Source organism: Algibacter sp. L3A6 (assembly GCF_009796825.1).
Taxonomy (GTDB): domain Bacteria; phylum Bacteroidota; class Bacteroidia; order Flavobacteriales; family Flavobacteriaceae; genus Algibacter.
Genome location: NZ_CP047030.1, coordinates 2,204,536 through 2,220,867, shown reverse-complemented (window position 1 = coordinate 2,220,867; position 16,332 = coordinate 2,204,536). Strand labels below are relative to the sequence as shown.

Sequence of the window (16,332 nt, the reverse complement as noted above, 5' to 3'; positions counted from 1 at the left end):
ATTGTATGCTCGAATTACAAGAAAAAATTTATGATTCCAAAAGTGTTTAAAGAGGTTATTGACCTTGGGGACGGTAGAGAAATCTCTATCGAAACCGGAAAATTAGCAAAACAGGCCCACGGTTCTGTTGTTGTTCAATCTGGAAAATGTATGTTACTATGTACAGTTGTTTCCAATTACAAACAAAGTGATGTTGACTTTTTACCTTTAACGGTAGATTATCGCGAAAAATTTGCTGCAGCTGGACGTTACCCAGGTGGTTTCTTCAAGAGAGAAGCAAGACCTAGTGATGGTGAAGTTTTAACCATGCGTTTAGTGGATCGTGTTTTACGTCCATTATTCCCAAAAGATTACCACGCAGAAACACAAGTAATGATTCAGTTAATGTCTCATGACGATGATGTTATGCCAGAAGCTATGGCTGGATTAGCCGCTTCTGCTGCTATTCAATTATCAGATTTACCGTTCGAATGCGCAATATCTGAAGCTAGAGTTGCACGTGTTAATGGTGAATTCGTAATCAACCCAACTAGAGCACAATTAGCAGAGTCTGACTTAGAGATGATGATTGGTGCTTCTGCTGATTCGGTTATGATGGTTGAAGGTGAGATGGATGAAATTTCTGAAGAAGAAATGGCAGACGCCATCAAATTTGCTCACGAAGCAATTAAAGTACAAATTGATGCACAATTGCGTTTAGCGGAAGCTTTTGGTAAAAAAGAAGTTCGTGAATATGCTACTGCAGAAGTTAACGAAGATTTACAAAAAAGAATACACGAATTAGCTTACGATAAATGTTACGCTATTGCAAAGAAGGGAACTTCTAAAGCAGAACGTAGCGCTGCATTTGCTGAAGTAAAAGAAGAAGTTAAAGCATCTTTTACTGAAGAAGAAATGGCAGAATTTGGACACCTTGTTGGAGGATACTACAGCAAAGCGGAAAAAGAAGCGGTACGTGAATTAACATTAAGCGAAGGTTTACGTTTAGACGGAAGAAAGACTGATGAAATTAGACCAATTTGGTGTGAGGTAGATTACCTACCTTCTACTCACGGTTCTTCTATCTTTTCTCGTGGAGAAACTCAAGCATTAGCTACAGTAACTTTAGGAACATCTAGAGATGCTAATAAAATAGATATGCCATCTTACGAAGGTGAAGAGAATTTCTATTTACATTACAACTTCCCTCCTTTTTGTACAGGTGAAGCTAGACCATTGAGAGGAACATCTCGTAGAGAAGTTGGTCATGGTAACTTAGCGCAACGTGGTTTAAAAGGAATGATTCCTGCAGATTGTCCTTACACTGTACGTGTTGTATCTGAAGTACTAGAATCTAACGGTTCTTCTTCTATGGCAACGGTATGTGCTGGAACAATGGCTTTAATGGATGCTGGTGTTAAAATGAAACGCCCTGTTTCTGGTATTGCTATGGGATTAATTTCTGATGGTGATCGTTACGCAGTGTTATCTGATATTTTAGGTGATGAAGATCACTTAGGAGATATGGATTTTAAAGTAACTGGTACTTCTGAAGGTATTACAGCTTGCCAAATGGATATTAAAATTAAAGGATTAAGCTACGAAATTTTAGTGAATGCACTAAAACAAGCTCGCGAAGGTCGTTTACATATCTTAGGTAAAATTACAGATACTATTGCTGCACCTGCAGAAAGCGTTAAAGATCATGCGCCTACTATGGTAACGCGTCGTGTACCTAACGAATTTATTGGTGCTTTAATTGGACCTGGAGGAAAAGTAATTCAAGAAATGCAAAAAGAAACTGAGACTACTATCGTTATTAACGAAGACCCAGTTACTGAAGAAGGTATTGTTGAAATATTAGGTGTAGGTTCTAAAGGTATTGATGCTGTTATGGCAAAAATCGATTCTTTATTATTTAAACCAACTGTTGGTAATGTATATGAAGTAAAAGTAATCAAAATGTTAGATTTTGGTGCTGTTGTAGAATATATGGATGCACCAGGAAACGAAGTTTTATTACACGTAAGTGAATTAGCTTGGGAACGTACTGAAAATGTATCGGATGTAGTTAATATGGGTGATGTTTTTGATGTGAAGTATTTTGGACAAGATCCAAGAACACGCAAAGAGAAAGTATCTCGTAAAGCTATTTTACCAAAACCAGAAGGTTATGTTGCAAGACCACCAAGAGATGATAAACGTTCTGGTGGACGTGATAACAGAGGTGCTCGTGACAATAGAGGTCGTGACAACCGTCGTGATGACAGAAAACCAAGAGAAGATAAAAAAGAAGATTAATTTCTTTTAAAATCTATAATTACTAAAGCCTGTTTCAATATTTTGAAACAGGCTTTTTTTCATGCTATAAAATCAAGATTATTTGAATATCACAGTAATAGAATAAACGAACTTATTGATGCAAAAATTGATGCTAAATCTTATTTTAGTGATGCTCGATTGAACAACAAAAAAGTAATTATTGAAAGCACTGTTACAATAAGAATTGAAGACTAGATTACCCCCCTTTTCAAAGCCCATTATATACTCGTTATAATGGGCTTTTTTTTTGAATAAATAGAACATTTAACACTTCTAATTTATTTCCCCAAATTCCGAATTAATCAAAGAAAACAACCTCTTTATTAATTAATCACAACTAAACCTCAATTACACGAAATAACCCTCAATATTTACAATTTTTACGCCCTTTTTTTAAACTTATCTCATTGTTTACTTCTTCAACATTTAACAATTAGGCTCGATTTTAACATTTATTTATTAAGAAAAATTCATTTTTCATACAAAAAATAATTAAACCAAAAACATCGACAAAAAACACTTTTTATTCGATAAAAAGCAAATTTTAAATACGAAATATTGTTTTTATCGATAAAATTCAATTTCTTTGTGTTGTAATGCGTTAAAAACCAAAATATTCCACCATGAAAACACTATAAGATAATACTTACATTGTAATATGCCTAAACAATTTTTTTTTGACTTTAGTCGTTTTTACTTGTTAAATGTGACATTTCGTAATTTACTGTGTCTATGTAATTGTACATTTGATTCCCCTTAAGAACAGAATTATGAAAACAAAACTACTTTTAATAGCTTCTCATCCCCTCTACGAAGAAGACTCAAATTAAAGATTCAAAAAATTACAAAGTCAAACTTACTGTTCAAAAAACTTAGAGGTAATAAACACGCCGTCTAATTTTCTAAAAAACACTTAAGCTATTGCGCCTCAAAAAAAACATATTCAATGTAATTTTAGATGTTACTGTTTTACCGAGTAAAAAGGTCACTTACAAAGACCATCTCTCAAGGTATTTTAAATCAGATAATTTATTATCAATTTTTATACCCAAACGAAGTATCCAGGTTAACTACATCCAAAACCATTTAGAAGAAAATTATTTATAGTTGCTTTAAAAATATTATTATGAAAGTAAATTACTTACCAAGATTAACATCACCAAATAAAGCGTTAACATTTATCGCTTTATTGTTGTTAGTATCGGTTTCATCATTTGCACAAATTGGTGTGCAATCTCCTTCGATTCGAGAGAATGTCACCTTTCAATGGTCGGACATCCAAGATATCGATAGCGATGGCACAATTTCAGACACTGAAAATAATCGCCCTGCAACAATCGAATCGATTACAGTAAATGGTGCTGTTTACAACACATTCGCTGTACCATCAGGATACCAACTTACTCGATTAGGACCAGGCGGAAATGCAATAAATGAGATATTTGGAAATGGCCTTAGTGTTATTAAATCTAGTGCAACCGCAACATTCGACCCTACCGATAATACTCCATGGGATGATGATGCGTTAGCAACTTTTGAATCTAAAAACCTTAACCGTTATTATACATCTAATGGTAATGGTGATAATATTTGTGGTAATTTTAATAAAGCCAACGGTATTAACGGATCTGCTGAAACAGATGCTCAAATGCAAACGCTTTTTTACGACCCAGCTTTACCTTCTAACGATGGAGGTATACTTGCTGTTACAGAAAGAGGTGGAAATAACTGTTTCTACATTCGCTTATTCGGAACACTTCCAGGAAGTACTGTAGAACAACCGCTTGGAGACACTTTTGTAAGAAGTGTTGGAGATAATAGAGGTGTTGGATTTAAAGCACCAAAAAATAATAATACCGATTATTGGACATCAGGGCGTGAGCAAGATAATGATCAAGATATAGCAATTGCTCTTTTTAACTTAAATACAATTGCACCTACGGGCTCAAAAATTTCGAGAATTAGATTTATTTCTGCTTCTAAAGATGATGGTGATGGTAAATTTTTCGTTTTACAACGTTACGCACAACCGCAAACCGATTTTGGATGTATTGATCAAGGCACATTTAATGGACAGATTGATAATTCATCAAGTGTACCAACAGGCTCTACTTACGAATTAGTTTCTGGGCCTTCTCCTTCTGGTCTTGGATTTAATTTAAACCCTGACGGATCTTACACTTACACGTCTTCTCCAAATTATGAAGGAAGCGTATCGTTTACATATAGAGTAAGACTTCCTGCTCCAAATGACGGTATTACAGATACTAATACGGTAACCCTTACATTTAATACATTACCGGATGATCCTGCATTAGACATAGTATGTAACGAAACTTCTGGAAAATATAATATAAATATTACAAGTCCTTTAGGGTCACAATACGAATACAGCTCTAGTTTAGTTAACGGAGGCGCTTATCAAAGCTCTCCAAATTTTAACGATTTAGGCCCCGGAACTTACAATTTTAGAATTAAAAATATTAATAGTGGTTGTGAAAGTAATATCATCTCCACAACTATCACTTCTGAAGATTTAGGAGCTGTTATTTCTAAAAATACATCTGTAGATTGCTTCGGCGAATCAACAGGAAGTATTGATCTTGATGTTAGTGGTGGTTACCCTCCATATACATATTCATGGAGTAACGGTGCTACAACTCAAGATTTAACAAATGTACCTGCTGGAAATTATAATGTTGATATCACAGATGCTTCTGGATGTACATTTATATTTGCTAGAGCTATAATTGTAGACCAGCCTAATGCTATAACAGCTAGCGCGGCACAAGATAGCCCGGTGGTTTGTTTTGGAGAAGCTAATGGTTCTGCTACTGCAACGCCCGCTGGTGGTAATGGAAATTATACCTACTCTTGGGATAATGGTGAAACTACGGCTACTGCTACAGGCTTAAATGCTGGTTCGCATACCGTAACTATTACAGATGATAAAGATTGTACCACTACTGCAACAGTAACAATCGCACAACCTAGTGCTGCATTAACTGCTACTGCTACACAAGATAGCCCAGTGGTTTGTTTTGGAGAAGCTAATGGTTCTGCTACTGCAACGCCTGCTGGTGGTAATGGAAATTATACCTACTCTTGGGATAATGGTGAAACTACGGCTACTGCTACAGGCTTAAATGCTGGTTCGCATACCGTAACTATTACAGATGATAAAGATTGTAGTGCAACTGCAACAGTAACAATCGCACAACCTAGTGCTGCATTAACTGCTACTGCTACACAAGATAGCCCAGTGGTTTGTTTTGGAGAAGCTAATGGTTCTGCTACTGCAACGCCTGCTGGTGGTAATGGAAATTATACCTACTCTTGGGATAATGGTGAAACTACGGCTACTGCTACAGGCTTAAATGCTGGTTCGCATACCGTAACTATTACAGATGATAAAGATTGTAGTGCAACTGCAACAGTAACAATCGCACAACCTAGTGCTGCATTAACTGCTACTGCTACACAAGATAGCCCAGTGGTTTGTTTTGGAGAAGCTAATGGTTCTGCTACTGCAACGCCTGCTGGTGGTAATGGAAATTATACCTACTCTTGGGATAATGGTGAAACTACGGCTACTGCTACAGGCTTAAATGCTGGTTCGCATACCGTAACTATTACAGATGATAAAGATTGTACCACTACTGCAACAGTAACAATCGCACAACCTAGTGCTGCTTTAACTGCTAATGCTGCTCAAGATAGCCCGGTGGTTTGTTTTGGAGAAGCTAATGGTTCTGCTACTGCAACTCCTGCTGGTGGTAATGGAAATTATACCTACTCTTGGGATAATGGTGAAACTACGGCTACTGCTACAGGCTTAAATGCGGGTACACATACCGTAACTATTACAGATGATAAAGATTGTACCACTACTGCAACAGTAACAATCGCACAACCTAATGCTGCATTAACTGCTACTGCTACACAAGATAGCCCGGTGGTTTGTTTTGGAGAAGCTAATGGTTCTGCTACTGCAACGCCTGCTGGTGGTAATGGAAATTATACCTATTCTTGGGATAATGGTGAAACTACTGCTACTGCAACGGGTTTAAATGCGGGTACACATACCGTAACTATTACAGATGATAAAGATTGTAGTGCAACTGCAACAGTTACAATAGCACAACCTAGTGCTGCATTAACTGCTACTGCTACACAAGATAGCCCAGTGGTTTGTTTTGGAGAAGCTAATGGTTCTGCTACTGCAACTCCTGCTGGTGGTAATGGAAATTATACCTATTCTTGGGATAATGGTGAAACTACGGCTACTGCTGCAGGCTTAAATGCTGGTTCGCATACCGTAACGATTACAGATGATAAAGATTGTACCACTACTGCAACAGTAACAATCGCACAACCTAGTGCTGCATTAACTGCTACTGCTGCTCAAGATAGCCCAGTCGTTTGTTTTGGAGAATCTAACGGTTCTGCGACTGCAACGCCTGCGGGTGGTAATGGAAATTACACCTACTCTTGGGATAATGGTGAAACTACGGCTACTGCTACAGGCTTAAATGCTGGTTCGCATACCGTAACTATTACAGACGATAAAGATTGTACCACTACTGCAACAGTAACAATCGCACAACCTAGTGCTGCTTTAACTGCTAATGCTGCTCAAGATAGCCCAGTGGTTTGTTTTGGAGAAGCTAATGGTTCTGCTACTGCAACGCCTGCTGGTGGTAATGGAAATTATACCTACTCTTGGGATAATGGTGAAACTACGGCTACTGCTACAGGCTTAAATGCTGGTTCGCATACCGTAACTATTACAGATGATAAAGATTGTAGTGCAACTGCAACAGTTACAATAGCACAACCTAGTGCTGCCTTAACTACTACTGCTGCTCAAGATAGCCCAGTGGTTTGCTTTGGAGAAGCTAATGGTTCTGCTACTGCAACGCCTGCTGGTGGTAATGGAAATTATACCTATTCTTGGGATAATGGTGAAACTACTGCTACTGCAACGGGTTTAAATGCGGGTACACATACCGTAACTATTACAGATGATAAAGATTGTAGTGCAACTGCAACAGTAACTATTACAAAACCTAACGAGGCTTTAGCTGCTTCAATAACAACAATAACAGATGTATTATGTAACAGTGAAGCTACGGGAAGTATCGATATCTCTGTTATTGGTGGTACTGCTCCGTATACATTCGTTTGGAATGATACTAATAATTCAACTACAGAAGATTTATCTAATGTAATTGCAGATGCTTATAATGTAACTATTACAGATGCTAACGGATGTACAACTTCTATTGGAGCTACAATTTCTGAACCAACTAGCCCACTTAGTTTAAACATAACTAAAATAGATGCTACTACAGCACAAGGATGTGCTAACGGTGAAGCAACAGCTATAGTTTCTGGTGGTACTGAAGGATACACTTATCAATGGAGTGCTTCTGCTGGTAATGTGACAACAGCTACTGCTACTAATTTATCAAATGGCACACACAGTGTTACTATTGCAGATACTAATAATTGTGAATTAACACAAAGTATTGTTATCGAATGTGTAAATACTTGTGATGCTGAAATCGCAATAACTAACGTTACTGATGTACTTTGTACTGGTGATGCTTCTGGAGCTGCAACAGTAACAGCAAACTCTGACGCTAACCCAAGTGCTACTTTTACATTTACTTGGTCTAACGGGCAAATTGATTCTGGTGTAACATCAAGTACACTTAGTGCTATAAATGCTGGTGTGTATTCTGTTAGCGTAGCTATCGACGGAACAGTTTGTCAAGCTGTAGAAGAAACTATTTCTATTATAGAACCTAGTAACGCTTTAAATATTACAGCTACAACTACAGACGAATTAGGACCAAACACTGGTGATGGTACTGCTAGTACTTCAACTACTGGTGGTGTAGAACCATATACATATTCTTGGTCACCTAACGGAGAAACTACAGATGCTATTACAGGACTTAACGCTGGTAATTATACTGTAACCGTTACCGATGCTAACGGATGTACTGATAGTACAACAGTAACCGTTAACCCTGGAAGTTGTCTTAACTTATCAGTAACTGGCGCTTCTACTCCTGCTGTTTGTTTTGGAGAAAGTAATGGTAGCATTACTGCTACTGTAACTGGTGGATCTGGAAACTTTACTTATGCTTGGGATACCATCTCAAATACAACTGCTACAGTTAGCGATTTACCTGCTGGAGATTATACTATCACTGTAACAGATACTACAACATTATGTACTACAAGTACAACTATTACTATTAACGAGCCTAATGTTTTAAGTTCGGCTATAGCAATCTCTAACATATTATGTAGAGATGATGCAACTGGTTCTTTAGATTTAGCTGTTAATGGTGGTACTGCTCCTTATACCTTTAATTGGGATAATGGAGATACAACTGAAGATTTAATTAATGTTATAGCAGGAACTTATTCTGTAACTATTACAGATGCAAATGGATGTATTACTACAGACGCTGCAACTATTATTCAACCAGACTCTAATGTATCTGCTTCAATAACAAATCAAACAAATGTAAATTGTTTTGGAAATGCTACTGCTGAAGTAACTGTAAAAGGAGATGGTGGTATAGCACCTTACTCATATTCTATTGATAATGGTGTTAATTACATTTTAGACGGAACCTTCAAAGATCTTGCTAACGGAAATTATACTGTTATCGTTTTAGATGCTAATGGATGTGCTTTTAATCAAGATATTATTATAACACAACCAGATGCTGAATTATCTGCCTCAATTGCAACGGTAACCGATGTACTTTGTAACAGCGAAGCAACTGGAAGTATAGATATTAATGTAGTTGGTGGTACTGCTCCATACACTTTTGTTTGGAACGACACCAATAACTCAACAACTGAAGATTTATCAAATGTTATCGCTGGTGCTTATAATGTAACAATTACAGATGCCAACGGATGTACAACTTCTATTGGTGATACAATTTCTGAACCTACTAGCCCAATTAGTTTAAACATAACTAAAATAGATGCTACTACAGCACAAGGATGTGCTAATGGTGAAGCAACAGCTATAGTTTCTGGTGGTACTGAAGGATACACTTATCAATGGAGTGCTTCTGCTGGTAATGTGACAACAGCTACTGCTACTAATTTATCAAATGGCACACACAGTGTTACTATTACAGATGCTAATAAATGTGAATTAACACAAAGTATTGTTATCGAATGTGTAAATACTTGTGATGCTGAAATCGCAATAACTAACGTTACTGATGTACTTTGTACTGGTGATGCTTCTGGAGCTGCAACAGTAACAGCAAACTCTGATGCTAACCCAAGCGCTACTTTTACATTTACTTGGTCTAACGGACAAATTGATTCTGGTGTAACATCAAGTACACTTAGCGCGATAAATGCTGGTGTATATTCTGTTAGCGTAGCTATCGACGGAACAGTTTGTCAAGCTGTAGAAGAAACTATTTCTATTACAGAACCTAGTAACGCTTTAAATATTACAGCTACAACTACAGACGAATTAGGACCAAATACTGGTGATGGTACTGCTAGTACTTCAACTACTGGTGGTGTAGAACCATATACATATTCTTGGTCACCAAACGGAGAAACTACAGATGCTATCACAGGACTTAATGCTGGTGATTATACTGTAACCGTTACCGATGCTAACGGATGTACTGATAATACAACAGTAACCGTTAACCCTGGAAGTTGTCTTAACTTATCAGTAACTGGTGCTTCTACTCCTGCTGTTTGTTTTGGAGAAAGTAATGGTAGCATTACTGCTACTGTAACTGGTGGATCTGGAAACTTTACTTATGCTTGGGATACCATCTCAAATACAACTGCTACAGTTAGCGATTTACCTGCTGGAGATTATACTATCACTGTAACAGATACTATAACATTATGTACTACAAATACAACTATTACTATTAACGAGCCTAATGTTTTAAGTTCGGCTATAGCGATCTCTAACATATTATGTAGAGATGATGCGACTGGTTCTTTAGATTTAGCTGTTAATGGTGGTACTGCTCCTTATACCTTTAATTGGGATAATGGAGATACAACTGAAGATTTAATTAATGTTATAGCAGGAACTTATTCTGTAACTATTACAGATGCAAATGGATGCATTACTACAGACGCTGCAACTATTATTCAACCAGACTCTAATGTATCTGTTACTATTAGTAATCAAACAGATATTGTATGTGAAGGTTTAGGTACAATAATAGCAGAAGCTACTGGAGGTATCAGTCCTTATTCTTATTCTATTGATGGCGGAACTAACTACCAAACAAATGGAACATTTTCTGATTTACCTGAAGCCAATTACACAATAACAGTAATCGATGCTAATGGGTGTAGTACAACAGTTACTACTGAAATCCTTATTAACTGTACAGATGCTATTGCCGATATCAACAACACATTCGTTGGACAACCCGTAACTGGTAATGTATTAACCAACGATGAAGATTTCGAAGGTGATAACCAATCAGTAACTGCTAACACGCAACCTGCTAATGGTTCTGTGGTTGTCAATTCTGATGGAACATATACTTACACGCCTAATCCTGATTTTACTGGTGAAGATACTTTTGAGTATACAATCTGTGATGATGGGAATCCTCAAGCTTGTGATACTGCTACAGTTTATATTGAAGTATTACTAGTAAGTGGTCCTGAGAATGAAGCGCCTATTGCTAATGCTGACACAACTACAACGCCGGAAGGAACTCCAATTTCAATCCCTGTGATTGCAAATGATTTTGATCCTGATGGTGATACAATCACTGTAACAGAAACTACAACTCCGGATAACGGAACAGTAACACTGAATCCTGATGGAACAATTACTTATACACCTAATGACGGTTTCATTGGTGAGGATACATTCACTTACACTATTTGTGATGATGCTAATCCTGCACTTTGTGATACGGCTACGGTTACAGTAACTATTCAACCTACAGATGCTCCAAATACAACTAATGCTAATGATGATGCATACACAACAACTCCGGATGCTGTGATTTCACAAAACGTTTTAGTTAATGATAATGATGTTGAAGGTGACAACCAGACAGTAACAGCTAACACAAACCCAACTAACGGTACAGTAAAAGTAGCGCCTAACGGTGACTTTACCTATACGCCGAACCCTGGGTTTGTTGGAACAGATATGTTTACTTATACCATTTGTGATGATAATGCTGAGCAAGCTTGTGATACAGCTACCGTTTACATTACCGTTGGTGGTATTGAAAACACAACCGATGCTATTGCCGATATCAACAACACATTCGTTGGGCAACCCGTAACTGGTAATATATTAACTAACGATGAAGATTTCGAAGGTGATGCACAAACAGTAACTGAGAATACACAACCTGATAACGGTACTGTGGTAATGAATCCTGATGGAACATATACTTACACGCCTAATCCTGATTTTACTGGTGAAGATACTTTTGAGTATACAATCTGTGATGATGGGAATCCTCAAGCTTGTGATACTGCTACAGTTTATATCGAAGTATTACCAGTAAGTGGTCCTGAGAATGAAGCGCCTATTGCTAATGCTGACACAACTACAACGCCGGAAGGAACTCCAATTTCAATCCCTGTGATTGCAAATGATTTTGATCCTGATGGTGATGCTATTTCTGTAACAGAAACTACAACTCCGGATAACGGTACAGTAACACTGAATCCTGATGGAACAATTACTTATACACCTAATGACGGTTTCATTGGTGAGGATACATTCACTTACACTATTTGTGATGATGCTAATCCTGCACTTTGTGATACGGCTACGGTTACAGTAACTATTCAACCTACAGATGCTCCAAATACAACTAATGCTAATGATGATGCATACACAACAACTCCGGATGCTGTGATTTCACAAAACGTTTTAGTTAATGATAATGATGTTGAAGGTGATAACCAGACAGTAACAGCTAACACAAACCCAACTAACGGTACAGTAACAGTAGCGCCTAACGGTGACTTTACCTACACGCCGAACCCTGGGTTTGTTGGAACAGATATGTTTACTTATACGATTTGTGATGATAATGCTGAGCAAGCTTGTGATACAGCTACCGTTTACATTACCGTTGGTGGTATTGAAAACACAACCGACGCTATTGCCGATATCAACAACACATTCGTTGGACAACCCGTAACTGGTAATGTATTAACCAACGATGAAGATTTCGAAGGTGATAACCAATCAGTAACTGCTAACACGCAACCTGCTAATGGTTCTGTGGTTGTCAATTCTGATGGAACATATACTTACACACCTAATCCTGATTTTACTGGTGAAGATACTTTTGAGTATACAATCTGTGATGATGGGAATCCTCAAGCTTGTGATACTGCTACAGTTTATATCGAAGTATTACCAGTAAGTGGTCCTGAGAATGAAGCGCCTATTGCTAATGCTGACACAACTACAACGCCGGAAGGAACTCCAATTTCAATCCCTGTGATTGCAAATGATTTTGATCCTGATGGTGATACAATCACTGTAACAGAAACTACAACTCCGGATAACGGAACAGTAACACTGAATCCTGATGGAACAATTACTTATACACCTAATGACGGTTTCATTGGTGAGGATACATTCACTTACACTATTTGTGATGATGCTAATCCTGCACTTTGTGATACGGCTACGGTTACAGTAACTATTCAACCTACAGATGCTCCAAATACAACTAATGCTAATGATGATGCATACACAACAACTCCGGATGCTGTGATTTCACAAAACGTTTTAGTTAATGATAATGATGTTGAAGGTGACAACCAGACAGTAACAGCTAACACAAACCCAACTAACGGTACAGTAACAGTAGCGCCTAACGGTGACTTTACCTATACGCCGAACCCTGGGTTTGTTGGAACAGATATGTTTACTTATACGATTTGTGATGATAATGCTGAGCAAGCTTGTGATACAGCTACCGTTTACATTACCGTTGGTGGTATTGAAAACACAACCGATGCTATTGCCGATATCAACAACACATTCGTTGGGCAACCCGTAACTGGTAATATATTAACTAACGATGAAGATTTCGAAGGTGATAACCAATCAGTAACTGCTAACACGCAACCTGCTAATGGTTCTGTGGTAATGAATCCTGATGGAACATATACTTACACGCCTAATCCTGATTTTACTGGTGAAGATACTTTCGAGTATACAATCTGTGATGATGGGAATCCTCAAGCTTGTGATACTGCTACAGTTTATATCGAAGTATTACCAGTAAGTGGTCCTGAGAATGAAGCGCCTATTGCTAATGCTGACACAACTACAACGCCGGAAGGAACTCCAATTTCAATCCCTGTGATTGCAAATGATTTTGATCCTGATGGTGATACAATCACTGTAACAGAAACTACAACTCCGGATAACGGAACAGTAACACTGAATCCTGATGGAACAATTACTTATACACCTAATGACGGTTTCATTGGTGAGGATACATTCACTTACACTATTTGTGATGATGCTAATCCTGCACTTTGTGATACGGCTACGGTTACAGTAACTATTCAACCTACAGATGCTCCAAATACAACTAATGCTAATGATGATGCATACACAACAACTCCGGATGCTGTGATTTCACAAAACGTTTTAGTTAATGATAATGATGTTGAAGGTGATAACCAGACAGTAACAGCTAACACAAACCCAACTAACGGTACAGTAACAGTAGCGCCTAACGGTGACTTTACCTATACGCCGAACCCTGGGTTTGTTGGAACAGATATGTTTACTTATACCATTTGTGATGATAATGCAGATCAAGCTTGTGATACAGCTACCGTTTACATTACCGTTGGTGGTATTGAAAACACAACCGATGCTATTGCCGATATCAACAACACATTCGTTGGGCAACCCGTAACTGGTAATATATTAACTAACGATGAAGATTTCGAAGGTGATAACCAATCAGTAACTGCTAACACGCAACCTGCTAATGGTTCTGTGGTAATGAATCCTGATGGAACATATACTTACACGCCTAATCCTGATTTTACTGGTGAAGATACTTTTGAGTATACAATCTGTGATGATGGTAATCCTCAAGCTTGTGATACCGCTACAGTTTATATCGAAGTATTACCGGTAAGTGGTCCTGAGAATGAAGCGCCTATTGCCAATGCAGATACAACTACAACGCCAGAAGGAACTCCAATTTCAATCCCTGTGATTGCAAATGATTTTGATCCTGATGGTGATACCATTTCTGTAACAGAAACTACAACACCAGATAACGGAACAGTAACGCTGAATCCTGATGGAACAATTACTTATACTCCTAATGACGGTTTCATTGGTGAGGATACATTCACTTATACCATTTGTGATGATGCGAATCCTGCACTTTGTGATACCGCTACGGTTACAGTAACGATTCAACCTACAGATTCTCCAAATACAACTAATGCTAATGATGATGCATACACAACAACTCCGGATGCTGTGATATCACAAAACGTTTTAGTTAATGATAATGATGTTGAAGGTGATAACCAGACAGTAACAGCTAACACAAACCCAAATAACGGTACAGTAACAGTAGCACCTAACGGTGACTTTACCTATACGCCGAACCCTGGGTTTGTTGGAACAGATATGTTTACTTATACCATTTGTGATGATAATGCAGATCAAGCTTGTGATACAGCTACCGTTTACATTACCGTTGGTGGTATTGAAAACACAACCGATGCTATTGCCGATATCAACAACACATTCGTTGGGCAACCCGTAACTGGTAATGTATTAACTAACGATGAAGATTTCGAAGGTGATGCACAAACAGTAACTGAGAATACACAACCGGATAACGGTACAGTGGTAATGAATCCTGATGGATCTTACACCTATACCCCTAATCCTGGTTTCACAGGTGAAGATACTTTCGAGTATACAATCTGTGATGATGGGAATCCTCAAGCTTGTGATACTGCGACTGTATTTATCGAAGTATTACCAGTAAGTGGCCCTGAGAATGAAGCGCCTATTGCTAATGCTGACACAACTACAACGCCGGAAGGAACTCCAATTTCAATCCCTGTGATTGCAAATGATTTTGATCCTGATGGTGATGCTATTTCTGTAACAGAAACTACAACTCCGGATAACGGTACAGTAACACTGAATCCTGATGGAACAATTACTTATACACCTAATGACGGTTTCATTGGTGAGGATACATTCACTTACACTATTTGTGATGATGCTAATCCTGCACTTTGTGATACGGCTACGGTTACAGTAACTATTCAACCTACAGATGCTCCAAATACAACTAATGCTAATGATGATGCATACACAACAACTCCGGATGCTGTGATTTCACAAAACGTTTTAGTTAATGATAATGATGTTGAAGGTGATAACCAGACAGTAACAGCTAACACAAACCCAACTAACGGTACAGTAACAGTAGCGCCTAACGGTGACTTTACCTACACGCCGAACCCTGGGTTTGTTGGAACAGATATGTTTACTTATACGATTTGTGATGATAATGCTGAGCAAGCTTGTGATACAGCTACCGTTTACATTACCGTTGGTGGTATTGAAAACACAACCGACGCTATTGCCGATATCAACAACACATTCGTTGGACAACCCGTAACTGGTAATGTATTAACCAACGATGAAGATTTCGAAGGTGATAACCAATCAGTAACTGCTAACACGCAACCTGCTAATGGTTCTGTGGTTGTCAATTCTGATGGAACATATACTTACACACCTAATCCTGATTTTACTGGTGAAGATACTTTTGAGTATACAATCTGTGATGATGGGAATCCTCAAGCTTGTGATACTGCTACAGTTTATATCGAAGTATTACCAGTAAGTGGTCCTGAGAATGAAGCGCCTATTGCTAATGCTGACACAACTACACGCCGGAAGGAACTCCAATTTCAATCCTGTGATTGCAAATGATTTGATCCTGA

At 38.0% G+C, this 16,332-nt stretch carries 3 protein-coding genes; all 3 read left to right on the top strand.

What is annotated here, in order from left to right:
• Positions 1 to 30: 30 nt before the first annotated feature.
• Positions 31 to 2,280 carry a polyribonucleotide nucleotidyltransferase gene (locus GQR98_RS09290; protein ID WP_159019266.1) on the top strand — a complete coding sequence of 750 codons (2,250 nt, stop codon included), beginning with the start codon at positions 31 to 33 and terminating at the stop codon, positions 2,278 to 2,280.
• Between the two features lie 42 nt (positions 2,281 to 2,322).
• Entirely contained in the window at positions 2,323 to 2,496 is a 174-nt protein-coding gene (locus tag GQR98_RS09285; protein ID WP_159019265.1) for a hypothetical protein, read from the top strand.
• A 931-nt stretch (positions 2,497 to 3,427) separates the two neighbouring features.
• Positions 3,428 to 16,321: an Ig-like domain-containing protein gene (locus tag GQR98_RS09280; protein WP_159019264.1), complete on the top strand. Its 12,894-nt coding sequence runs from the start codon at positions 3,428 to 3,430 to the stop codon at positions 16,319 to 16,321.
• Positions 16,322 to 16,332 lie beyond the last annotated feature (11 nt).